This window comes from Paenibacillus sp. PastM-3 (assembly GCF_029893965.1).
Lineage (GTDB): Bacteria > Bacillota > Bacilli > Paenibacillales > Paenibacillaceae > Paenibacillus_AQ.
This window is the reverse complement of sequence record NZ_JARXXP010000024.1, coordinates 1-24155: the sequence shown is the minus strand read 5'-3', so window position 1 is coordinate 24155 and position 24155 is coordinate 1. Positions and strand designations below refer to the sequence as shown.

Sequence of the window (24155 nt, the reverse complement as noted above, 5' to 3'; positions counted from 1 at the left end):
GGCTTATGCCAGAGGCTTTGGTGTCTAATGGTTACGGTAGTGCTTATTCTTACTGCTGCAGGAGCTTATCCGGACAAGGGTACCGGGTACGCCCTGGCCAGAGGAACAGCGGACATTGCTGGCCAGTTGAACAGCGGCACAATAAAGGCAGATGATTTTCAAAATAGACAGGGTTCATCCTTCTTTACAAGCATTAGCGGAAACGCGGAGCAGGAGGTGCAGACAACCGGGCGGGCCACCGTATACTCGCAGGAGGCTTACTTTACAGGAGCCTCTCAGCTCGGGGGGACTTCCCGGGTGAAGCCGGCAGCAACAGGGGCACCGCAGGCAACAGAGGCACCGCAGGCAACAGAGGCACCGCAGGCAACAGCTGCACCCGCCGCCAAAAAGCCGGATACGGCTGTCAAGCAGCCTGCTTCAGTTCCCGTTGCTGCACCGGCGCCGGAGCAGATTATCACTTCAATGAAGGTTACGGCAACCGGCTATACTGCAGGCTATGAGTCCACAGGCAAGACATCCAAGCATCCGCAATACGGCATCACCTATTCTGGCGTCAAAGTACGCAGGGACAAAAATGCAGTATCTACGATTGCCGCCGACCCAAAGGTTCTGCCGCTGGGAAGCATTCTCTATATCCCGGGTTACGGGTATGCAATCGTTGCGGATACCGGGTCTGCAATCAAGGGACGCAAGATTGACCTGTATTTCGCCACCACCAAGCAGGTGTACAAGGAATGGGGCAAAAAGACGGTTGTTGTCCAGCTGATTAAACGCGGTAACGGTAAATGCACTGAGAGCATGCTCAAGGATCTTGGCAAGGCGATTCAGACCTACAAAACGATTCCCCAGGACCTGCTGGAGGAAAGCATTTGACGCGGAACCACAGCCTGCATGAAGGTTTGAGATGTTTTTCACTTGCACATGCATAAGACAGCCCCTGGCCCGCCATAATATCGACTGGGGTACATTGAGTGCCCTTAACGAAAACACTCAGGGGGGTGAATTCCAGTGGCTAAAAAACCAAAAGTACAGGAAAACTACAAAACACCGAATGAAAAATACAATGCCGAGTTTGCTGTTGAAAATGACGGCGCAACAAAGCAGGGTACATTTGTTAAGCCGGTGCAAAAACCGCAGCAGTAATGCTGTGAATGCCTGGCCAAAACCGATATGCTAAAGCTGGATTGTTCCGGTACGCTCAGAGGATGGGCGCCGGGACAATCCTTTTTCGTTTTTAAAGGCACCTGCCGCCGAATGGACAAATATCCCTTATAATTCCAGGCGGCTCGGTCCCGGGACTGAGTCCGCTTTCCTTCTTACGCCGCTGTCCTCTGGCCTCCGAATGCTGTAGACTAAGTCTATAAGGTATGCATGAAGGCAAAAACGACATCATAAAGGGGAAATGAAGCATGAAACGAAGGTTCACCAGCCAGGTTCTCGGCGGACTGATCCTGATTGGACTCGGCGGGATGTTCCTGCTGAGGCAGATGGGATATACCGATTTCAGTATAGGTTCACTTTTTTCGGATTATTGGCCGCTTATCCTGATCTGGATGGGGCTGCAGAATTTTTTGTCCACCCATGATAATGGTTCAAAGGGTTCGTCGGCCTTCTGGGGATTTTTCTTCCTCGCGCTCGGGGTATATTTTCTGGGACGGAATCTGTACTGGTTTGATGTATCGCCAGGCGACTTTTTCAAGCTGCTCTTTCCGGTAATGCTGATCGGCGGAGGCTTGTATGTGATCTTCAGACCGCGCAGCCGCAATATTCCGCCGGTTCCTCCGGCACCATCGTCACCTCCTGACTTTTATCCGCCCGGACCGGGTGCTCATGAGCCTGTAACGCCCCCGAAGCCGCTGGAATCCACACTGGATGAACAGTTCGAGCAGAAATTCGGCAAGCCTGCGGGCGAACGCAACTGGGACGACTACCTCTCCAAGGATGAAGAGGATGCCCGTGAGCAGGAGCAGGACCCGAAGGGATATTTTCAATCGGCATCCGAAGCGCGGTGGAAGGAGAACCGGGACCGCCATGAACGCAGACGCCAGGAGCGCCAGGAACGCCATGCCCGCAGACACGGGGAGTGGCATGAGGAGTTCCATGATAGCCATAATCATAAGGAAACGACCAACCGTTCGGCCTTTATCGGGGACGTGCATATGGGCAAGGAGCATTTTCAGCTGAAGCACACCAACATTTCACAGTTCATCGGAGACACCGTGCTTGATCTGACCAATGCGCAGATTCCTTACGGCGAGACCAAGATCAACATATCCGCTTTTGTCGGCGACATTAAAGTCTATATTCCGGATGATATGGATCTGGGTGTTTCGGTCAACAGCAGTTCCTTTATCGGCGATATGCAGGTGCTGGAGCAGACGCGCAGCGGATTTATGAGCAGTGTGCAGTGCAAGACCCCTTATTACAAGGAAGCCGGCAAAAAAGTCCGGATTAACGTGAGCGCCTTCATCGGCGATATCAAGGTTAAAACGGTGGGCTAAAGGATGGGGACGATCTTCAGCAATACCAAATGGCTGCTGCTGCTCTATTTTCTCCTCAGCGGAGGCGTCGCTGCCGGACTCGTCTATGCCGGGACATGCCTGGGCTACATTGAAGTTGTGGATTACCACATGTGGCTGTATCTTATCCTCGGAATTGTGCTGTTTAACGTTGTAGTCGGCTATATGGCCGGACAGCGGATCCAGCGGCGGATCGACCATCTCGATCTGAACATGCTGCAGGTCGCCAAGGGCAACCTTTCTGTGCGGATGCCGGAGAGTGATGACCAGTCCTTTGCCAGAGTGTACCATGAGTTCAACATTATGATGGATACGGTTGAAAATAAAATGCAGATTCTGCAGCGTCTCGGCGAACAGGAAGTAATCGAGAAGGAAAAGGCGGCGGAGAGCGCGGTACTGGAGGAACGCCGGCGGATGGCCCGTGATTTGCATGACACGGTAAGCCAGCAGCTGTTCGCGATCCATATGTCCGCTTCATCGCTGCCTAAAGTGCTTGAACGCAATGAGCAGCAGGGAATAACGGTCATGCATCAGCTGATTACGATGTCGCAAATGGCGCAGAAGCAGATGCGGGCGCTGATTGCACAGCTGCGACCGGTAGAGCTTGAAGGCAGGAATCTGTTCGAGGCGCTGGAGAAATGGTTTCCGGATTACTGCCGGCAGAACGGGCTCAAAGGGGTCAAGGAGCTGGAGCTGCAGGGTGAGCTGTCGGAGGCGATTGAACACCAGCTGTTCCTGATTATCCAGGAGTCAATGGCTAATATCGTCAAGCATGCCGGTGCGCGTGTAGTCAGCCTGTCCCTGCGTGAAGCCCCGAGGCAGGTCGTACTGAGCATCAGCGATGATGGCCAGGGGTTTGAGCATGTGCAGCACAAGCAGGGGTCCTATGGTCTGACAACCATGCGTGAGCGTGCCGAAAAGCTGGGCGGGCAGGTGGAGATCATCAGCCGCAAAGGAGCGGGAACGACGATCCGCGTACATATACCAAAATTTGTTCAAGGCAATCAGGAACAGGAGGAATAGACATGAGTGTCATAAAAGTACTGCTGGTGGACGATCATGACATGGTGCGGATGGGACTCAAAACGTATCTGATGCTGGACCCGTTGTTTGAGGTCGTCGGCGAAGCGGGAAACGGGTCGGAAGCGCTGAACATGCTGCGTGACTGGGGCCAGGAGAATCTGCCTGATCTGGTGCTTATGGATCTGATGATGCCGGTGATGAACGGTGCCGAAACAACGAGGGCTGTGCTGGCCGAGTTCCCCGGTCTCAAGATCGTCATCCTGACCAGCTTTCTGGAGGATGATCTGGTGGTTGATGCGATTGAAGCCGGTGCAGTCAGCTATGTGCTCAAAACAGTCTCCGCTGAAGAGCTGATTTACGCCCTGCAGGGGGCCTACCGCGGTATGCCGGTCATGACCGGCGATGTGTCGCAGGCATTAACCCGCGGCATCCGCCAGCGGACGGTTCAGGGAGATTCATCCGGCCTCACCGAACGTGAAAAGGAGGTGCTGCTTCTTATTGCCGAGGGCAAGACCAACAAGGACATCGGCGAGGAGCTGCATATCAGCATAAAGACGGTTAAGACGCATGTCAGCAACCTGCTGATGAAATGCGAGCTGGACGACCGCACCCAGCTGGCCATTTACGCCCACCGCAAGGGCTGGGCCCAGGGATAACGGGGAACTTCATATTTTTATTTATCTTAAACTCCAAATGAAGTCCCGGTGCAGATAAGCACCGGGATTTTTTGCTTTTGCGGAGTAAATTTCTATCATCTTTTATCTCTGGTTAAATTGTTTTTAATGTGCAGTTAAGGTTTAAAGTACAAAATAAGAACAAGAAGAAAACACAATACTCCTTGTCAGACAGACAAGGCACGGGAGGAACGTAAACATGGATAACAACAATAATAACAACTTTAATCGTGATAACGAACCAGCCAGCAGCAATAATAATGATCATGCAGACAACCGTAGCCAGGCTCAACCAACGGAATCCGGATCATCCTACTACTACTCGTACGGACCTTTTAAATCCATTAACAATGAGGACGCCAATCAGGATAACAGTGAGCATTACAACCGCCGTGAACCTGAGCGTGTAGAGGTTACTGCTCCGCAGCCGGTCAAGCAGCTTCCTTACAGCACCTCGCTCCGCACCACCGGCTTTGACGGTAACGGCGGACGGGGCGGCAGCGGAAACGGTCCGGATAGCGGAAACGGCTGGCAGTACAACAGCAAGCCTAAGAAACCAGTAAAAGCAGTGCTGCTCTCCTTCCTGGCCGGGATGATCGTATTGTCCGGTTCAATGTTTGCGGCAGACCGGGGGAACTGGTTCACCGGCGGCCAGGAAACAACAGCATCGGTGGCAAGTACAACGGCTAAATCGGCTGTCGGCAGCGCGAGTGTGACACCATCCACCTCGACAACCTCGCTGCTTACCGGCACAACGGATGTATCCAACGTGGTTGATGCGGTCGGTCCCGCTGTCGTGAAGATTGAAACACTGGTGAAAAGCTCGAGCAGAAGCTCATCGTCCAATCCGAATATGAGTGACCCGTTCTCGCAGTTCTTCTTCGGTGACCAGTTCGGGGGCTCCTCCGGAACAGACCGTAATTCGCAGTCGGAGTCAGGCAGCAATTCGGATTCGCAGCTCACTCCTTATGGAATCGGAACAGGCTTCATCTATGAATCCTCCGGTTACATTCTGACCAACCAGCACGTTGTTGAAGGTGCAGACGTTATTCAGGTTACGGTTGACGGAACAACCAAGCCATATGAGGCTAAGCTGCTCGGTTCCAGCAAAGACCTGGATCTTGCCGTTCTGAAAATTGAAGGTGCTGACTTCCCTACAGTCGCGCTTGGTGATTCCGACAGCCTCAAGGTCGGTTCCGAGGTTGTGGCGATCGGTAACCCGCAAGGCTTTGATCATACGGTTACAGCCGGTGTATTGAGTGCGAAAGGACGCAGTATCGATATTAACGAAGAAGACGGCAGCGGCACCCGTAATTACAAAAACCTGCTGCAGACCGATGCTTCGATCAATCCGGGGAACTCCGGCGGCCCGCTGCTTAACCTGAACGGTGAAGTGATCGGGATGAACGTGGCAGTCAGCACGGATTCCCAGGGTATCGGTTTTGCGATCGCAGTAAATACCATTAAAGAGGTAGTAGACAAACTGGAAGCCAACCAGGAAATCCCTAAGGAGCCGGTTCCATTTATCGGTGCATCGCTGATGACGATTACTGACCAGGTTGCACAGCAGATGGGTACTGACATTACCGAAGGCTCTGTAGTCGCTGAGATTGTATTCAAATCCCCTGCCTACACTGCAGACCTGCGTCCGTACGATATCATTACAGGTGTGAACGGCACGAAGTATGCGACCAGCCAGGAGCTGATCACTTATATTCAATCCCTGAAGGTCGGTGACAAGGTTACACTGAATGTTGTCCGTGACGGCAAAACGCTGGAACTGCCTGTGACAATCGGCAACAAAAATGATTTTGATACCACCCAAACCCAGCAGCAGTAATCACACCGGACGGTATTGACAAACGGAAGGGGCACCCCTTCCGTTTGTGCTGCTGCTGGACGTGAAACCGTACATTCATGCTACAATAGAGACAAAACGAACTGGACAATGGGGGCTGCCTGATGCGACCGAATATTTTAATTATTGATGATGATGAAAAGATTACTTCCATGCTGCGCCGCGGCCTTGCCTTTGAAGGCTATGATGTAAAGACAGCCTCCAACGGAGCGGACGGACTGCGCGCAATACTGACCGGTGACCCCGATGTGGTTGTACTGGATGTGATGATGCCCCAGGTGGACGGCTTTGAGGTCTGCCGGCGGATGCGTGAAGGGGGGAGCACTGTCCCGGTGCTGATGCTTACGGCTAAAGATGAAATTGAGCACCGGGTTAAAGGGCTGGATCTCGGAGCGGACGATTATCTGGTTAAGCCATTTGCGCTTGAGGAGCTGCTGGCCCGTGTGCGTGCCCTGCTTCGCCGTAAGAGCGAGCAGAGCGGAACACCTGATCAGACAGTAGCGTATGAAGATATCACACTGGATGTGGATTCACGAGAAGTGACACGTGCAGGTAAACGTCTGGAGCTGACCGCCAAGGAGTTCGAGCTGCTGCACCTGTTCATGCAGAACCCGAAGCGTGTGCTCTCCCGTGACCTCATTATGGATAAAATCTGGGGTTATGACTACAGCGGGGAATCCAATGTGCTTGAGGTATATATCGCCATGCTGCGCCAGAAGACGGAGGAGCACGGCGGCAAACGGTTAATTCAGACGATCCGGGGAGCCGGTTACATTCTAAGAGGTGACTAACATGTCTATTAAATTGCGGCTGACAGCCTGGTATTCAGGGATTTTGGCCGTTATGCTGCTGGCCTTATCAGCCGCAATTTACGGTTTTGTCTATTTTAATACTTATGGGGATCTGAAAGAACGGCTTATGCGGCAGGCTCAGCAGGTAGGCCTCAAAACGGACTTTGACTACAATGATGGAACACTTAAACAGGTGCTAGGCGGTCCGGCGGGGCAGAGCCTGTTTGCCCAGCTGTATATATACGATCTGGATAAATTGATTCCAAGCCAGAACATGTCCGAGATCAATCTGCAGTTTAAGGTGCCGGCCAAGGCGGACGCCGCCAGTCAGCAGGGGTTCTCGCAGGCCAATTACGGCGGAAATCCGTTTCTGATCTACCAGCAGGCTTTTGACGTAGGCACCTCTAACGGCAATTATCCGGCGGTGCTGCAGGTGGCGGTGTATACGGGTGAACAGCTGTCGCTTCTGAACCGGCTTAAAAACATTCTGCTCGTCGGCTCCTTTGCCACGCTGATTGCCGCGTTTACGTTCGGGCTTTTCCTGGCCCGCAAATCTATGAGCCCGATCGGCATGGTCATTGAAGCAGCCAACGGGATTCAGACCGGCAACGATCTCAGCTCACGGATTGAATATAACGGACCTCCGGACGAGATCGGCAGGCTGATTGAGACGGTTAACAGCATGCTTGGGCGGATGGAGGGCTTCTACAGGGAGCTTGAGGATTCGTATGCCACCCAGCGGCGGTTCGTGTCCGATGCTTCGCACGAGCTGCGGACACCGCTTACAACGATCCGGGGCAACATCGACCTGCTGCAGAAGGTCTGGGAGATAGATCCTGAGCAGAGCCGGATGAGTGAGGCCGAAATCCGCCAGCTGTCCATTGAGTCAGTGAAGGATATAGCCGATGAGTCCAAACGGATGAGCCGGCTTGTCGGCGACATGCTCTCGCTGGCTCGTGCGGATACCGGCCGCACCTTTGACAAGGAGCCGGTGGCGCTGGAGCCGCTGATGACAGAGGTGGCCCGCAGGGCATCATTCCTGCCGCGCCAGTCCGAGTGGTCTATCGGCGATCTGAGCCAGATGAACGGAAAGTATATTGTCGGCAACAAGGATTATTTGCAGCAGATGCTGTTCATTTTCATTGATAATGCCTTTAAGTATACGCCTTCCGGTGAAGTCACCATGGATGCTGTATTCTACCAGAATCAGGTGGGCATCCGGATCAAGGACACCGGGATCGGCATGGACAAGGATCAGGTTCCGCATATCTTCGACCGCTTCTACCGGGCGGATGAATCAAGGGGAATGACGGAAGGAATCGGCCTTGGCCTGTCAATCGCCAAATGGATTATCGATGAGCACGGAGGATCAGTGGAGGTAGTTACCCGCCAGGGCGAGGGGACGACCTTTATTATCTGGCTGCCGCTTCTCTTTGCTCCGCCGCTGGAATAGGGTATAATAGACAGGTCTTATTATAGCCGTCATTGACAGCAGAAAGCCGGTGAACATACATGGAAGTCATCAAAATTTCTCCCCGGGGCTATTGCTATGGTGTCGTAGATGCCATGGTGATGGCACGGCAGGCCGCCCAGAACCTCGATCTGCCCCGGCCGATTTATATACTTGGCATGATTGTACATAACAGTCATGTTACGAATTCCTTTGAGGACGATGGAATTATTACCCTTGACGGGCATAACCGTCTGGATATTCTCGATAAAGTCGACAGTGGTACGGTTATCTTTACCGCACACGGTGTTTCTCCTGAAGTGCGCAGGCTGGCCCGCGCCAAAGGGCTGACTACGGTGGATGCTACTTGTCCGGATGTAACGAAGACCCACGATCTCATCAAAGAGAAGGTGGAGGAAGGCTACGAGGTTATTTATATCGGCAAAAAAGGCCATCCGGAGCCGGAAGGCGCCGTCGGCATTGCGCCGGAGCATGTCCATCTGATCGAGAAGGAAGAAGAGATTGCCGGCCTGAATGTGCCATCTTCACGAATCGTCATCACGAACCAGACCACGATGAGCCAGTGGGATATCAAGCATATTATGAAAAAACTGCTGGAAACCTACCCCGGCGCAGAAGTGCATAACGAGATCTGTATGGCTACACAGGTGCGCCAGGAGGCTGTGGCTGAACAGGCCGGGCAGTGCGACCTGGTAATCGTCGTCGGTGATCCGCGCAGCAACAATTCCAACCGGCTGGCACAGGTGTCTGAAGAGATTGCCGGTACGCCTGCCCACCGGATTGCAGATGTATCCGAGCTGAATACCGAATGGCTGCAGGGCGTTAATAAGGTAGGGGTTACTTCCGGCGCGTCCACGCCTACACCGATCACCAAGGAAGTTATCAGCTATCTGGAGCAGTATGATCCGGCGAAGCCTGAAACCTGGGAGATCAAGCGTACAGTGAACATGGCGAAGCTGCTGCCACCGGTCAAGAACAAGACTGCGAGCGCTACCTGATGTTGTTCTGAACTTATTCGTTATCTATTTCACATGCCATTATCAGGCACCTGTTCCTCCGCCTGGGGAGAACGGGTGCTTTTAATGTTGTTTAGTATTCCTGGTTTCTCCACAAAAGGGACCTTGGGGAATATTAGCCGCCTAGTAATTATTGGAATAAACGGCGGTTCCAACCGGAAAATTAGTTGACGGATACTGTATTATGCGGTAAAATCACTTTAGCGCTTAAAAGCACACACGCGTCGTAGCGTAATAGTATTTATTATTTATTTTAAAATGATAAACAGGAATATCCTAACAAAGGGGAGCTATAATATGATCGTTATTACGTCTAATCAGACACCGCAGGAGCAGGTAAATGACATTATTGCCGTTATTGAAAAACAGGGGCTGCAGGTCCATCTGTCGCGTGGTGCAGACCATACGGTAATCGGCCTGATCGGCGGCGTTACACCGAGTCTTGCCGAGCATCTGCGCCAGATGAAGGGCGTGCAGAACGTTGTGAAGATCACCAAATCCTACAAGCTGGCCAGCCGTGACTTCCATCCGGAGGATACCATTATCGATATCCGCGGCGTGAAGATCGGCGGAGAGAATCTTGTGGTAATGGGCGGGCCGTGCGCGGTTGAATCGCCTGAGCAGATTGATGAAATCGCCCGGCTGGTCAAGGCTTCCGGCGGCCAGGTGCTGCGCGGCGGCGCATTCAAGCCGCGTACCGGGCCATACAGCTTCCAGGGTGTTGGTGTGGAAGGCCTGACGATGATGGCCGAAGCCGGCAGGAAGCATGGACTGCTGACCATTACCGAGGTTATGACACCGGAGTATGTGGATATTTGTGCGGAGCATGCGGATATTCTGCAGGTGGGCACACGCAATATGCAGAATTTCGATCTGCTGCGCAAGCTCGGCACCTGCGGCCGTCCTGTACTGCTTAAACGCGGCTTCAGCGCAACCTATGACGAACTCCTGAATGCGGCCGAGTACATCCTTGCGGGCGGCAACCGTGATGTTATGCTGTGCGAGCGCGGTATCCGTACCTTTGAAACCTATACCCGTAATACACTCGACCTGTCGGCAATTCCGGTGCTTCAGAGCCTGAGCCATCTGCCGGTTATTTCTGACCCGAGCCACGGCACCGGCCGCCGCGAGCTGGTAGAGCCGATGGCCAAAGCCTCTGTCGCCGCCGGAGCTAATGGTCTGATTATTGAAATGCATACAGATCCTGATAATTCAATGACAGGTGACGGGGTTCAGTCCCTGTTCCCGGATCAGTTCGATAAGCTGCTTAGAGATCTGGAGAAACTTGCCCCGCTGGTCGGACGCAAATTCTCCGAATCGCTTGAAGCGGCACCTATTGCCTGATTAACCGGAAGAAACCTGCCACACAAGGCCTTCTTTCCTGCAACCAGGCGGGAGAGAGGGCTATTTATTATTTTGCCTGGCATTATGTAATACAATTTAAGACAAGCTGCTGCTTATTCACGAAAGCGTCAGAATATCTTACATTGTGATTAAAAATACCTGACATAAGCATTGACGATGTTAGGTATGAGTTTTATAATGACGACAGTAAAAAAAATAAAAACAAGAACATTTGATACTGAGAGCGGGTTAATGTTCGGAACTTGGGGAGGAATTATTCATGTCGGTTGAAAAAGTGTTGCAGACGATCAAGGAAAACAATATCGAGTGGGTGGATTTTCGCTTTGTAGATTTGGGTGGACGTGCTCATCATATCTCATTGCCGGCATCTGCAGTTGAGGAAGAAACATTTGTTAATGGTGTAGCGTTTGATGGTTCTTCCATCAAAGGATTCCGCGGTATTGAAGAATCGGACATGGTAATGATGCCTGATCCAAGTACTGTATACATTGATCCTTTTACAGCTCACCCGACGCTGAATATCATGTGTGACATCTTCACTCCTGACGGCGAACGTTATGAGCGCGACCCGCGCGGTATCGCAGTAAAGGCTGAAGAGTTCCTGCAGTCAAGCGGTGTAGGCACAGCGGCATTCTTTGCACCTGAGTCCGAGTTCTTCATCTTCGACGATGTCCGTTACGAGACTACAATGCACAGCTCTTCCTTCTCCGTAGATTCCGAAGAAGCAGCATGGAACACGAACCGTAAGGAAGAAGGCGGCAACCTGGGCTTCAAGGTAGGCGTTAAAGGCGGATATGTTCCGGTAGCGCCAGTGGATTCCCAGCAGGATATCCGCAGTGAAATGTGCCGTCTGCTCAGCGAAGCAGGACTGGAAATCGAACGTCACCACCATGAAGTGGCGACTGCGGGACAAGCGGAAATCAACTTCCGTTTCGATACCCTGAAGAAAACAGCTGACAATCTCCTGACTTACAAATATATCGTGCAGAACACTGCACGCCAGTACGGCAAAGTTGCAACCTTCATGCCAAAACCGCTGTTCGGCGATAATGGTAGCGGTATGCACGTTCACCAGTCGATCTTCAACGGCAGCGAGCCTTTGTTCTACGAAAAAGGCGCTTATGCCAACCTGAGTGAAATGGCTCTGCACTACATTGGCGGTATCCTGTACCATGCACCGGCACTGATCGCGCTGACTAACCCAAGCACTAACTCGTTCAAACGTCTGGTTCCTGGTTACGAAGCACCGGTTAACCTGGTTTACTCCAAAGGTAACCGTTCCGCTGCAGTCCGTATCCCGGTAGCTGCTGTAACACCTAAGGGCTGTCGTATTGAATTCCGTACACCTGACTCCACTGCTAACCCTTACCTGGCATTCTCCGCAATGCTGATGGCTGGTCTGGACGGAATCAAGAAAAAAATCAACCCTGAAGAAATGGGCTACGGTCCGCTGGACAAGAACATCTATGAATTGTCCGATGCTGACAAAGAAAAGATCCGCAGTGTTCCAGGCAGCTTGAATGAAGCGCTTGACGCTCTGGAAGCTGACTACGAGTTCCTTACAGAAGGCGGCGTATTCACCAAGGACTTTATTGATAACTACATCGCCCTGAAGCGTGGAGAAGCACAAGAGGTTGCTATTCGTGTTCATCCGCATGAATATGCCCTGTACTTCGACGTATAGGATCGGAATTATAATAAATTTAGCTTTGCTCAGAAGCCTCCGGGGAGACCCGGGGGCTTTTTTGCGATCTTTTTGGAGACCAACTGTATTGTTTGAATTGTCCGGAAAACAAAAATAACGAAAAATTTTCGTAAGTGAGTCCTGTGAAAAAGAATATTCTATTATAAATAGAAAAGAATGCGTTTACCAAAATGGAATTTAGTATATTATAAGATTCTTTCCGGACACATTTTTAATCCTTTGAGATTCTTTATTTAATAATTTAGCCGCATTTTCGGAATTGTTTTCGGATGATTCTTTGCTTTCTACAGGTGTGCCTATTGAAGCTAAGGAAGAGAAAACCATTGATATTACAGCGTTTAAATCGAAAATTTAATGATCCTTAAACAATTTACAGCAGTTCATCCAAAAATCTCTTTACAACATTTGTTAACGGTGCAATAATAAAACCGAAATCGGTTTCGTTAAAATGATCTGGAAGGATGAATACATTGGCACACAAAAAAATAGCAGGCTGGCAGTTCACCGGGCAGCATGGGGAGTTCAGTCTGGAGCAGCCTGACCGGAGCAGTTTCTTGTATTTTCCGCTGGTTAATGAAGGGGGCATGATGTCCTCAGTCACTCCGCAGCTTCATGGCCAGGTAACCTCGGGACATAATACCTTTCTGACACCGCCGCTCTCTGTGGAGGATCTGCACAATTCGCGGGCATCCCGCAATTTCTGGGTTTATATCGACGGAAAGGGAGCCTGGTCGGCAGCGGGGAATTCAGCCCGCCAGCATGCAGAGGCTTATTCGGAGACTGCAGACGATTCTCTGCTGGAAGCCGGGCTGCTGTGGCACAAGGTTACACGGGAGAACCGGCAGCTGGGCATCAAGGCGGAAGTGACCAGCCTCGTTCCCGGCGGGAGTGATAAGGTTGAGCTGATGAAGGTGGTGCTGACGAATACGGGAACAGGGGAAATATTGATTACGCCCACTGCGGCCATCCCGATGTATGCACGTTCGGCAGATGATCTGCGGGATCACCGGCACGTCACTTCACTGCTGAACCGGATTTATACCTTGGACTATGGTGTCGAGGTTCAGCCGGCGTTATCTTTTGATGAGCGTGGACACCGGGTTAATCAAACGTCCTATGGTGTTTTTGGTGCGGAAGAGGACGGTGCTCCGCCTGTTGGCTTCTTCCCTGTTCAGGAAGAGTTTATTGGTGAAGGCGGCAGCCTGGACTGGCCCGAAGCGGTAGTATGGAATGCAGAGGCGCAGTCCGGCCGGGACGGAGCTCTGCATAGCGAGGGTTATGAAGCGCTGGGAGGAATAAGATTCGCTTCAGCTGCGCTGCTGCCGGGCCAGAGCCGTTCGTATGTAGTGGTGATGGCGATCGGCAATGACCGGATTGATGTGGAAGAACTGATGGGGAAATACGGCTCTGCTGCGGCTTTTGATGCCGAGCTTACGGCTAACAAGCAGTTCTGGGCGGACAAAGTGAACACGGTGTCCTTCCATACAGGGGATGACGGCGCTGACCAGTGGATGAAATGGGTTACCTTGCAGCCGGTGCTGCGCAGGCTGTACGGGAACTCATTTCTGCCCTACCATGATTACGGCCGGGGCGGCCGGGGCTGGCGTGATTTATGGCAGGATTGCCTGGCCCTCCTGATCATGGAACCGGAGGATGTACGCAGCCTGCTGCTGAATAATTATGCGGGAGTGAGAATAGACGGCAGCAATGCAACCATCATCGGCCAGCACCCTGGCGAGTTCATTGCCGACCGTAATAACATCCCGCGTGTATGGATGGACCATGGGGCGTGGCCGTTTATGACAACCCTGCTGTATTTGAATCAGAGCGGTGATCTGGATTTCCTGCTGCAGGAGCAGACTTATTTCCGGGACTCCTTCATGAGCCGCTGCCGTGAACGCGACAGCTCCTGGGAGCCTGCTGCAGGCAGCAGCCTGCGCACCAGTGCCGGAGAGGTCTATACCGGTACGATCCTGGAGCATATCCTGCTGCAGAATCTGGTTCCGTTCTTCAATGTGGGTGAGCACAATAACATTCTGCTGGAGGGTGCAGACTGGAATGACGGGCTGGATATGGCGGCACAGCGCGGAGAAAGTGTTACCTTCACCGCATTCTACGGCGATAACCTTTATGAGCTGTCCGAACTGCTGCGCACACTGAAGGACTGCACGGGAAGCGGTACGCTGGAGCTTGCGGAAGAAATGCTGCTGCTGCTGGACTCCTTGGGCGAGAGTGTCGATTATGCATCTGTATCCGCCAAGCAGGAACGGCTGAACCGTTATTATGCTGCTGCACCGAACCGGGTAAGCGGCATCCGGGCAGAGCTGGAACTTGGGCGGGTGGCCGATGACCTGGCCCGCAAGGCAGAGTGGATTTTCAGCCATCTGCGCAGTAATGAATGGGTGGAAAGTGTTCACGGCGGCGGCTGGTTTAACGGCTATTATAATAATGACGGTGAACGGGTTGAAGGAGAGTCGGCCGGAGGTGTCCGGATGACGCTTACCGGACAGGTGTTTCCGCTTCTCGGCCGCGCAGCAGCCCCTGAGCAGATTCCGCATATGATCACATCCGTGGAAAGAAACCTGTTCGATACCAGAATCGGCTACCGGCTGAATTCGGACTTCGGCGGTATCCAGCAAAATCTGGGCCGTGCCTTCGGGTTTGCTTTTGGCCATAAAGAAAATGGGGCGATGTTCAGCCATATGACTGTGATGTACGGGAATGCGCTGTATAAACGCGGTTATGTCCGTGAGGGATACAAGGTGCTTGATTCGCTGTACAGCCTGAGTGTGAATTTTGAGCTGAGCAGGATGTACCCGGGGATTCCGGAGTATATTAATGAAAAAGGCAGAGGCATGTATACGTATCTGACCGGCTCGGCCAGCTGGCTGCTGCTGACGATGGTGACAGAGGTATTCGGCGTTAAAGGACGTCTGGGTGATCTGCTGCTTGCACCGAAGCTGGTCAAGGAGCAGTTTGACGCACAGGGCAGGGCGTCGGTTAAGACTCTGTTTGCCGGACGTGAGCTGGAGGTGGTCTACACGTCCACAGGAAGCGCTGAGTATGGAGAGTACCAAATACACGCAGTTACCCTGAATGGCGCTGTGGTGACGCTTCAGCGCGTCTCAGAGGGTGTGCTGATTCCGCGTGCGGTGCTGCAGGCATTGCCGGAAGGACAGGTTCATGAACTGAAGGTTGAACTCGCCTGATCAATAAATAATGAGAAGTGCCTGCGCTGCCTCTTTAGGTGCTGCAGGCTCTTTTTTGATAGACTCTGAATAAACGGTTGTTCTGAAAGGATGGATGAGAATGGCTCACCAGCTCTCAAATGGAATTCTGACTGTGGATATTGCAGAGCCAGGCGATTACAACGGCACCAGGTTCGACTGGACCGGTTTTATTACCCAGGTCACACTGGAAGACGGAAAGCATACCTTTTGTGTTCCGGAGAGTCTGCATGCAGGAAAGGGCAGCGGGGGAATCGGGCTTTGTAACGAATTTGGCATCTCCCGGCCAATCGGCTACGCGGAAGCGGCGGCCGGGGAGTGGTTTCCGAAGCCTGGTGTCGGGCTGCTGCAGAAGACGGATGATGCTGCCTATGATTTTATGGCTGCGTACCCGCTCATCCCCGCTGAGATGAAGACGGAAAGCAGCCGGCATGAAATAGTGTATAAGGTGAAGTCTGAGGAGTGCCGGGGGTACGGTATGCTTTTGAGCAAACGGATCTCACTTCACGGGGACCGGCTCACCATTGATTATTCACTGGAAAATACCGGGGTGAAGCCGCTGCATACCGAGGAGTATATTCATAACTTCATTGGAATCAATGATGCTCCTGCCGGGAAAGACTATGAGCTGAGGCTGCCGGGAGAAGCCGGTGTGCATGAACCGGAATCCTCGTATACCTCCGGGCTGCTGCAGGTATCGGGAAACCTTGTAAGCTGGACTGCCGTACCTGACCGTCCGTTCTATTGCCGGGTGAGCGGCTGGGAGAAGGAGGATGCGGATTGGTACTGGGAGCTGGTTCACAAGCCGAGCGGAGCAGGAATGCGTGAGAGCGGAAGCTTCCGTCCGGAGCGGATGGCGCTCTGGGGGGAGCGGCATGTGATTTCTCCCGAGGTTTTTGCGGACATCAGCATTTTACCGCGTCACAGCAGGGGTTGGAGCCGCAGCTATCAGTTTTTCACGTTCTGAGGCCCGGTGATCTTACGCTACATGTGAATAATTATACTTGCTGGCGTGTTGGAATGCTGCTATCATAGCGATATCCATATTCGTAGGAGAGAAAGGATGGGGGCAATTTTGAGCAAGAGAGCATACAATTTCAATGCAGGACCGGCGGCGCTGCCGCTTGAAGTACTCGAACGCGCACAGGCGGAGTTTGTTGATTTCCGGGAGAGCGGAATGTCCATTATGGAGATGTCGCACCGCGGGGCAATATACGAATCCGTGCATAATGAAGCGCAGGAGCGTCTGCTTTCCCTGCTCGGCAATCCTGAGGGCTACAAAGTATTATTCGTACAGGGCGGAGCCAGCACGCAGTTCGCCATGATCCCGATGAACCTCATCTCCAGCGGACAAGTCGGCAGCTATGTTATGACAGGAAGCTGGGCTGACAAGGCGCTTAAGGAAGCGAAGCTGGTAGGAGAAGCGCATGTTGCAGCATCCTCCGAGGACAAGAAGTTCCTGGCTATTCCTGAGCTTGGCAGCATCAAGCCGGCTGACAATGCAGCTTACCTGCATATTACCTCCAATGAAACAATCGAAGGAACACAATATGCGGAGTATCCGGATACAGGCTCTCTTCCGCTGATTGCCGATATGTCCAGTGATATTCTGAGCCGTTCCTTTGATGTCAGCAAATTCGGGCTGATCTACGCCGGAGCGCAGAAAAATCTTGGACCTTCCGGGGTTACGGTGGTAATTGCCAAGGAAGAGCTGATTGCCAAATCACCTGCGAACATCCCGACGATCCTGCGTTATGATACACACTACAAGAACAACTCGCTGTACAATACGCCGCCATCCTTTTCTGTATATATGGTCAATGAAGTGTTAAAATGGATTGAGGAGCAGGGCGGGCTTGCCGGCATCGAATCCAAAAACCGTGACAAATCCGGTCTGCTGTACGATCATATCGACGGCAGCGACGGCTTCTACCGCGGAGTAGCAGAGGTGGGCAGCCGTTCCATTATGAACGTTACCTTCCGGATGCAGTCCGAGGAGCTGGAGAAGCAGTTCGTCAAGGCTGCCGAGCAGGAAGGCTTCATCGGGCTCAAGGGACACCGCAGCGTCGGGGGCTTGCGTGCTTCGATCTATAACGCTGTTCCTTATGAGAGCGTTAAGGCGCTTGCCGATTTCATGAAGCATTTCCGGCAAACTCAAGGCTAAGTGATTGAAATTTCCGGACCTTCCGCTGCTTAGGCGGAAGGTCTTCTGCTTGCTATTGAACCGGTCCGTCTGTCATCTTAGAGCTGTATGTTTACTTACAACACAGGGCTATTGAAGCCTACAGAGAGGAAGTTTACCCTAATGGCATTACACATTGTGCTGGTTGAACCGGAGATACCGGCGAATACCGGCAATATTGCCCGTACCTGTGCGGCTACCGGCACCCATCTTCATCTGGTCCGGCCGCTGGGCTTCCGGACCGACGATGCGACGCTGAAGCGGGCGGGGCTGGATTACTGGCATGCTGTCACCATTGAATATCATGATTCGTTTGCCGAGGTCCTGGAGAAATACAGCGAAGGACGTTTTTTCTACGCTACGACCAAGGCTGAGAAGCGGTATACAGACTTTGCCTTCCGGGACGGTGATTTCTTTGTTTTCGGCAAAGAAACCAAAGGGCTATCGCCAGAGATACTGGAAGCAGGCAAGGAAACCGCAATGCGTATGCCGATGGGGCGGGCGGTCAGATCGCTGAATTTATCCAATTCGGCAGCGATTATTGTCTATGAAGCACTGCGTCAGCTGGACTTTCCGGAACTTTTTTAAAAGTATACATGATTTTTTGTTTTTTTCAGCAGGATTCGACAATATGAATAACGAAATAGAAGAATACTGCCGAAAAAAGTAGTAACACTAATTAATAGTTGAACAGGAGAGGTGTACGTAAGATATGAAACCTGCTGGCGTAGTTCGTAAAGTAGATCAGCTGGGTAGAATTGTTCTGCCTAAGTCTCTGCGAAAAAGGTACCAAATGAATGAAGGAGACCCGGTAGAAATTCTTGTGCAGGGAGACCACATCATTCTGGAGCGCTACCGTCCCAAATGTGTATTCTGCGGATCAATGGAAGGCGTAAGCGAGTATAAAGAACGTTACATCTGTGCAGATTGTCTTTCAGAGATGACGCAATTGCCGAGACACGCTTAAGTCCTGTCCCTTTTCTCCCGGAGCAGGCGGCAAGTAACATTCCTACATAGTTCTGGTACTGCGGATCCACAGCGGGCCAACACTGAAAAAAAACGCCGCACATTGTGCGGCGTTTTTTCGGATTCGAAGCAGCGTGTTCCGTATGGGACACGGCGGTCAGCTACAAACCTTTGGTCTTATCGTCGTTGTAAGAAGCGGTTAGTATACCGGTCAGAAACAGCAGAAGTACGAGGGTGACAATCCAAAAGGTTAAGGAGAACGACATGCTGGACACCTCCGTAAAGGATTGTAAACGTTACCTTCATTATAACCTGCTGCGGCCTTAAATTAAAAGCGGAAAAGTGAGAAAAGACATTGACAGGATATTATATTGAATAAATGAAAGCTTGCATTAGAAAGTAGGCTACTTGAAAAACAGAAAATTGGTTGGCACCTGCCGGAGAACTCCGTCAGAAGGCTTGTTGATAACTTTGCCCCGGAATATCAGTGAGGAAGAACCTCCGCCGTCCAGATTATAGGCATCGACTACACCCATGCCCCATAGCTTGCTCTGTAATTCCATCAGGGTCGCCCCGGAATTGCCGCTCTCGTTATAACCATCGGCAACCAGCACAAGCAGCTGGTCATCTTTATATTTGCCGATTATGGTACGGGGGGCACGCTTGGGACTAATCTGCCATTTCAAAGGAATGGGCTGCAGCATGCCGTTCTTGATCAGTACAGGCACAAAGGTTGCGCCAAATGCCGGTTCAAGCTGGTCAAGCTGTGCCTTGCTGCTGAATTTGCCGCCGATCAGCTTGCCGGCTTTGCTGAGGCCGACGAAGCTGAGATCCTTATAGGTTGGTTCAAAGCCGTACAGATAGCTGCCGTTCGCAATGGTCGTGGACAATGGATAGCGCTTGCCGTTCTGGTCGGCAAAGCCGCCGGCGTTGATGCCGGCAACCGCGCCATAACGGTTTACGGCCTGCATGGTGGTTTCTGCCTGGCCGGTGCCGTCGCCGGCCAGGCTCATTTTCATCGCTGCAGCGTCCTTCAGCCTGATTTTCAAGGCATATGCTTTATAGTTGCCGGGGTTCAGCCGGTATAATTCAATGGTAATCCGGTCACTGCTGATGACATCTGCAGGGATGCCGAGCCTTGCTGTGATCCGTCTGTTATAGATCAGCTCCGGGCGCGATACCTGGGCTGCAGCTGTGGTGACCAGCGAATTCATCGCATTCGTGGTCTGGTTATACAGTGTAGCAGAAGCCCCGATTGCATCAATCGTGTAGGATGCGGCATTCTGGGCCTGCAGCAGATCCTGCTTCAGCTGGGCCGTCTGTTCAAGCGGTCCGGGAGCGGCAGCAAACTGGCTCGTATCCAGATCCAGTGTCAGCTTGGGCTGATACGCCCAAAGGGCAATCAAGAGTCCGATAAAAGGCGCCGTCAGAAGCATGAAGAAACGGTTGACTCTTTTGACAGGGGTCATCATTTTAACAGATCCATCTCTTTCTTGAGCGCATCCAGCTGCTTCTTGACCTCACTTAGCTGGGTGTAAAGCTTATTGCTGTTGTCAGTCTTATTGCTTGCGTTATCTTTGGTAAACGTCAGCAGTTCATTAAAGGTCTGCACCGTGCTCTGCAGCTCCTTCACTTCTTCGGAGAGGACGGCGATCCGTGCCTCATAATCGGTTTGCAAAACGGTAAGCTGCTGCCGGCTCTGATTGCCGAGCTCAGCCAGCACCTGCTGCTTCAGATGGTTGGTGTAGCTGTAGACAGCATAAGCACCTACTCCAATCATCACAATCCAGAACAGTAAAAACCATTTTACGGAAGGGCCTTTTCTCACTGCAGTACGCCGTGAGTGTACAGGGGTCGATTCCGCTAGCGGTTGCATTTCAACATCACCTCAAGCACTTTTTTTCAAGTCCTCATTCTATCAGACTTTTACAAGTTTCGCAAAAGTGAAAGAGCCTGAATGCAAAGAAGAAAAAATAATTGCATCCTATTAAAGTACTGCGATACAATTTCTATAGATTGGAATATCTGAGGGGCGTATTCAAGGAAAAAGAAGGAATAACTATACATATATCGTCAACCATCCTTGCTTGCGTATCAGCAAAACACGCTTAGAGCGCTTTCCACTCGGGGTAAATATATAGACAGCAGGAGGTTTGGGGGATTAATGATGAAGGTGTGGCGGGTTGTCATCGTGGGATGTCATCCCACAAGTATGCTGGGGACTAAACTGATTTTGGAAGAAGGAGGGGAGCTTGCTGTTCTGGCCATGCACAACTGCTGGAGCGAAGGTGTACACAGTGTGCAGGAGCTTCAGCCGGACCTGGTGCTGGCGGATTATCAGATGCCGGAAGGCAATGTGGAGAATGTGCTGCCGGAGCTGAAGATCAGCTGCGAGGAAGCGCATTTTATTATTATGACCGAGGAAGAAGACAGCGAACTGTTTCAGCCGCTGCTTGAGCTGGGGGCCAGTGGAGTGCTGTCCAAGGGGGCATCATCCCGGCAGCTGCTTTTGATGATCGGTGGCCTGCGGGAAGGCTTTTTGTCAATTCCGCTGACCTGGATACAAAAGGGATACCGGCCGGTAACCTCATCACGCGGACTGGACAGTGTAATGCAGCTGACGGCGACGGAGATGTTCATTATGGAGAGGATTGTGCAGGGAATCACTTACGATAAAATTGCCCTTGAAATCGAAGTGAGCCGCCGTTCCATTGATAATTATCTGCGAAAGATTTATGTGAAGCTGGATGTATCGACGAGAGCCCAGGCTATTGAAAAATTCGCGCTTTTCTCAAGGCAGAACAAGCAAATCTACTCGTAAGCCGGCATTGGCGACATATTACCGGTCAGGCGGGAATATTCTTGGTACCAGGGAAGGGGGAACAATATGAAGTATGAGTTTTCTGCCCGTGCGCATACGCTGGTTTCTTCACCACAGCTCAGCATCCGTACCCAGACGCGGCGCGGTACGTTAATCTCTCTGGCAGAAGAGCTGCCGGCAGAAGAATTGTTCCCGTTATCACTGCTTGCAGAAGCAGCTTCAACAGTAATCACGGCTGATGCGGGCGCACTGCAGTACGGTGATCCCGAGGGCTACGCGCCGTTGCGTGAGTGGCTGACCGATGACTGGCTGAAGGGAAAAGGAGTGAACACTGCGGAAGGCGGAGTTCTTCTGACAACGGGAAGTCAACAAGCCATCGATTTGCTCTCCCGGGTCTATATTGATCCAGGCGACCGGGTGCTGGTTGAGAATCCGACTTCTCCGGGAATCTTGCAGGCGCTCCGGATGCAGGGGGCGGTTATTATACCTGTCCATGGAGACCGCAACGGGCTGCTCCCGGATCATTTGCGCACCCAGATTCATCAGCACCGTCCCAAGATGCTGTTTGCAACGCCAAGCTATACCAATCCGAGCGGTATTCTTTGGAGCCTGGAGCGGCGTAAGGAGGTGCTTGAGCTGTGTACTGCTCATAACCTGCTTATCGTCGAGGATGATTCCTATGGGGATCTGCATTTCAAGCGTGCCGGCAGCACATCCCCGGTTGCTAATTACCCATCGCTTTACGCGCTGGAGAATGTCAGCAAAGGCGGGCACGTGCTCTACATAGGTTCGTTCAGCAAGACGGTCGCGCCTGCCCTGCGGACGGGCTGGGCCGCAGGCAGCCGTGAGCTGATCTCCATGATGGCTGCCGCGAAGCAGATGGCGGACTGGCAGTCCAGCTCGCTGAATCAGCGGCTGCTGCATTATCTGCTGGATGTAACGGCTTTTAATCTTCGAGAGCATATTGCTGTCCTGAATCGGGAATATAGTACCCGGCTGAAGCTGATGACTGAGCTGCTGAAGCGTCCGGCCTGGAAGAACAGTGAATATGACCTGCCGGAGGGCGGCATGTTTCTGTGGGTCTCGCTGCCGGAGGGGCTGGACGCAATGATGCTGCTGAAGGCAGCACTGGCCAAAGGGGTCGCTTTTCTTCCCGGCCAGCTCTGCAGCGTAAGCGGCGGCGGCAACCGCATCCGTCTTAACTTCAGTCATCCCGGCCGGGATGAGCTGCTGCTCGGCATGAACCTGATGAGCGAGGCTGTGACGGAGTTTACGGCCCGGAGCTGAGAGGGCTGGGACTGTGCGGTAAAGTGAAGGACGCGGTGATACAGTGACTCAGGAATTTGAAGTCTGAGTATGTAGTAAAGAAGCAAGCTCCTGCCGGGATGGGGCTTGCTTCTTTATGTCCGGGAGAAGAGTGGGGCTGGGAGAAAAGAGCAGTGTGGTTCGAGGAACTGGAGTTGCGGGAGTTACTTAAACTAACTGTGACCCGGGTAACCGACAACAAATTATGAAGTAAAGGGAGTGAAGATCTGATACTCGTTCATCAGTTCAAGCTCCAATGCAGAAAGCACCTGGCGGTGTTTGGCTCACTGGCCGGTCTGAGTACGCTGGTTAATCTGTATTTTCTGGTCAGCATGCAGCAGGATCTGGCCTTTCTGGCGCTGACTGCGAATATGGTAATCGGCCTGCTCGTCCCACTATATATCTTCACAGACCTGTATAAGGAATTTTTCACTGGCGTTATGCCTGTTAATCATCTGCTGCCGGTCAGAACCTCCTCATTGTTCGCTGTAAAATCAGCAGTGTTCATCCTTGGCAGCATGGCGGTATGGTCGACCACACTGCTGGAGGTGTTCCTGAATCCGTCCGGCCTGTATCAGATGCGGATAGAGCAGTCCTCGAGTCCTGCACCCGGTATCCTCTATCTGGTGCTGTCCAGGCTGCTCAGTCTGCCTGCGGGTGATCAGCAATGTGCTGGTCATGCTGCTGGCCGGCAGCGCCGCAGCCCTGCTGCTGAACGGGCGGAGGTATGAGCTGTGAATAACCAGCTGGGCCGGGTGGATGCGGTTAAGAAAAGTGGTGTAAAAATGATCTGGAACGTTTGGATATGGAGTGGAGGGGGATGAGGGCTAAGAGCCTTACGGAGCTAAGATGTGTGTCTTGAAGCGTTTCGCAGAAAAGCGTTTTGGAAGCATAAGTGGTCTGCAGGAGCGGGGGCGGCGGGATTTCCTGTCATCCCCTCACATTGCAGCTATAGCAGATAAGTAATCAATTTTATTTGTTGGGTGCAAACCGTCGGGGTTACTTGGGCAGGAAATTTCTTCGGGACGGGGGATTTAGTTGCAGTTTGTATACGGCTGTTGATTAACCTATTTCTGGAATTTTAAGTTACTCGAAAGAAACACCGTCCATTCGACCGGTAAAGATTGTAAGCAAAATAACCGATCAAATTCGGCAAATGTTAGTTTGACGGTGGTATGTACTGCAGCATTCCCTTGGTCAAACAGATACTTGAGCAGAACATACACCAGTAA

Annotated in this window: 21 protein-coding genes; 19 read left to right on the top strand and 2 right to left on the bottom strand. The window is 52.1% G+C overall.

Going from position 1 to position 24155, the window contains the following annotated elements:
* Positions 1–297 precede the first annotated feature (297 nt).
* The 16 genes from M2108_RS24830 to M2108_RS24755 all read left to right on the top strand — a co-directional run bounded on the left by M2108_RS24830 (position 298) and on the right by M2108_RS24755 (position 18798).
* Positions 298–873 carry a 3D domain-containing protein gene (locus tag M2108_RS24830; protein WP_277472131.1) on the top strand — a complete coding sequence of 192 codons (576 nt, stop codon included), beginning with the start codon at positions 298–300 and terminating at the stop codon, positions 871–873.
* Between the two features lie 135 nt (positions 874–1008).
* Positions 1009–1143: a hypothetical protein gene (locus M2108_RS24825; protein ID WP_260510224.1), complete on the top strand. Its 135-nt coding sequence runs from the start codon at positions 1009–1011 to the stop codon at positions 1141–1143.
* A 266-nt stretch (positions 1144–1409) separates the two neighbouring features.
* Complete coding sequence (gene liaF / locus M2108_RS24820; RefSeq protein ID WP_277472080.1) at positions 1410–2501, top strand: cell wall-active antibiotics response protein LiaF; 1092 nt, start codon at positions 1410–1412, stop codon at positions 2499–2501.
* Between the two features lie 3 nt (positions 2502–2504).
* Positions 2505–3542 carry a sensor histidine kinase gene (locus M2108_RS24815; RefSeq protein WP_068728961.1) on the top strand — a complete coding sequence of 346 codons (1038 nt, stop codon included), beginning with the start codon at positions 2505–2507 and terminating at the stop codon, positions 3540–3542.
* A 2-nt stretch (positions 3543–3544) separates the two neighbouring features.
* Positions 3545–4198 carry a response regulator gene (locus tag M2108_RS24810; protein WP_068728959.1) on the top strand — a complete coding sequence of 218 codons (654 nt, stop codon included), beginning with the start codon at positions 3545–3547 and terminating at the stop codon, positions 4196–4198.
* A gap of 217 nt (positions 4199–4415) precedes the next feature.
* Positions 4416–6056 carry a S1C family serine protease gene (locus M2108_RS24805; RefSeq protein WP_277472079.1) on the top strand — a complete coding sequence of 547 codons (1641 nt, stop codon included), beginning with the start codon at positions 4416–4418 and terminating at the stop codon, positions 6054–6056.
* Between the two features lie 122 nt (positions 6057–6178).
* On the top strand, positions 6179–6865 hold the full coding sequence (locus M2108_RS24800) for a response regulator transcription factor (RefSeq protein ID WP_277472078.1): 687 nt from the start codon (positions 6179–6181) through the stop codon (positions 6863–6865).
* A gap of 1 nt (position 6866) precedes the next feature.
* Positions 6867–8318 carry a sensor histidine kinase gene (locus tag M2108_RS24795; protein WP_277472077.1) on the top strand — a complete coding sequence of 484 codons (1452 nt, stop codon included), beginning with the start codon at positions 6867–6869 and terminating at the stop codon, positions 8316–8318.
* A gap of 59 nt (positions 8319–8377) precedes the next feature.
* Positions 8378–9334 (top strand): 4-hydroxy-3-methylbut-2-enyl diphosphate reductase, encoded by a 957-nt coding sequence (locus tag M2108_RS24790; protein ID WP_277472076.1) that lies wholly within the window; start codon positions 8378–8380, stop codon positions 9332–9334.
* 315 nt (positions 9335–9649) lie between these two features.
* Entirely contained in the window at positions 9650–10696 is a 1047-nt protein-coding gene (aroF, locus tag M2108_RS24785; protein ID WP_277472075.1) for a 3-deoxy-7-phosphoheptulonate synthase, read from the top strand.
* Between the two features lie 280 nt (positions 10697–10976).
* On the top strand, positions 10977–12401 hold the full coding sequence (glnA, locus tag M2108_RS24780; protein WP_277472074.1) for a type I glutamate--ammonia ligase: 1425 nt from the start codon (positions 10977–10979) through the stop codon (positions 12399–12401).
* A 491-nt stretch (positions 12402–12892) separates the two neighbouring features.
* The gene (locus M2108_RS24775; RefSeq protein WP_277472073.1) at positions 12893–15631 is read left to right on the top strand and encodes a GH36-type glycosyl hydrolase domain-containing protein; all 2739 of its coding nucleotides are present in this window, start codon (positions 12893–12895) and stop codon (positions 15629–15631) included.
* A 100-nt stretch (positions 15632–15731) separates the two neighbouring features.
* Positions 15732–16616 (top strand): hypothetical protein, encoded by an 885-nt coding sequence (locus M2108_RS24770; protein ID WP_277472072.1) that lies wholly within the window; start codon positions 15732–15734, stop codon positions 16614–16616.
* Positions 16617–16721: 105 nt separating this feature from the next.
* A complete protein-coding gene (gene serC, locus M2108_RS24765; protein WP_277472130.1) occupies positions 16722–17813 on the top strand; it encodes a 3-phosphoserine/phosphohydroxythreonine transaminase in 1092 nt (363 codons plus the stop codon).
* Between the two features lie 141 nt (positions 17814–17954).
* Positions 17955–18419: a tRNA (uridine(34)/cytosine(34)/5-carboxymethylaminomethyluridine(34)-2'-O)-methyltransferase TrmL gene (gene trmL / locus M2108_RS24760; RefSeq protein WP_277472071.1), complete on the top strand. Its 465-nt coding sequence runs from the start codon at positions 17955–17957 to the stop codon at positions 18417–18419.
* Between the two features lie 124 nt (positions 18420–18543).
* Positions 18544–18798, top strand: coding sequence for an AbrB/MazE/SpoVT family DNA-binding domain-containing protein (locus M2108_RS24755; RefSeq protein ID WP_090713777.1), 255 nt, complete (start codon positions 18544–18546; stop codon positions 18796–18798).
* 403 nt (positions 18799–19201) lie between these two features.
* Here the strand turns inward: M2108_RS24755 and M2108_RS24750 are convergent, their stop codons facing one another.
* A complete protein-coding gene (locus tag M2108_RS24750) occupies positions 19202–20269 on the bottom strand; it encodes a phosphodiester glycosidase family protein (RefSeq protein ID WP_277472069.1) in 1068 nt (355 codons plus the stop codon).
* Positions 20266–20673, bottom strand: a complete 408-nt coding sequence (locus tag M2108_RS24745) for a hypothetical protein (RefSeq protein ID WP_068728939.1) — start codon at positions 20671–20673, stop codon at positions 20266–20268. Before M2108_RS24745 ends, M2108_RS24750 begins: the two co-directional genes overlap by 4 nt.
* Before the next feature lie 288 nt (positions 20674–20961).
* Between M2108_RS24745 and M2108_RS24740 the strand changes: the two genes are divergently transcribed.
* From M2108_RS24740 to M2108_RS24730, 3 genes are all read left to right on the top strand, one after another.
* Entirely contained in the window at positions 20962–21618 is a 657-nt protein-coding gene (locus M2108_RS24740) for a DNA-binding response regulator (protein WP_277472068.1), read from the top strand.
* 66 nt (positions 21619–21684) lie between these two features.
* Positions 21685–22905, top strand: a complete 1221-nt coding sequence (locus M2108_RS24735; protein ID WP_277472067.1) for an aminotransferase-like domain-containing protein — start codon at positions 21685–21687, stop codon at positions 22903–22905.
* 293 nt (positions 22906–23198) lie between these two features.
* Positions 23199–23654 (top strand): hypothetical protein, encoded by a 456-nt coding sequence (locus M2108_RS24730; protein ID WP_277472066.1) that lies wholly within the window; start codon positions 23199–23201, stop codon positions 23652–23654.
* Positions 23655–24155: the final 501 nt, after the last annotated feature.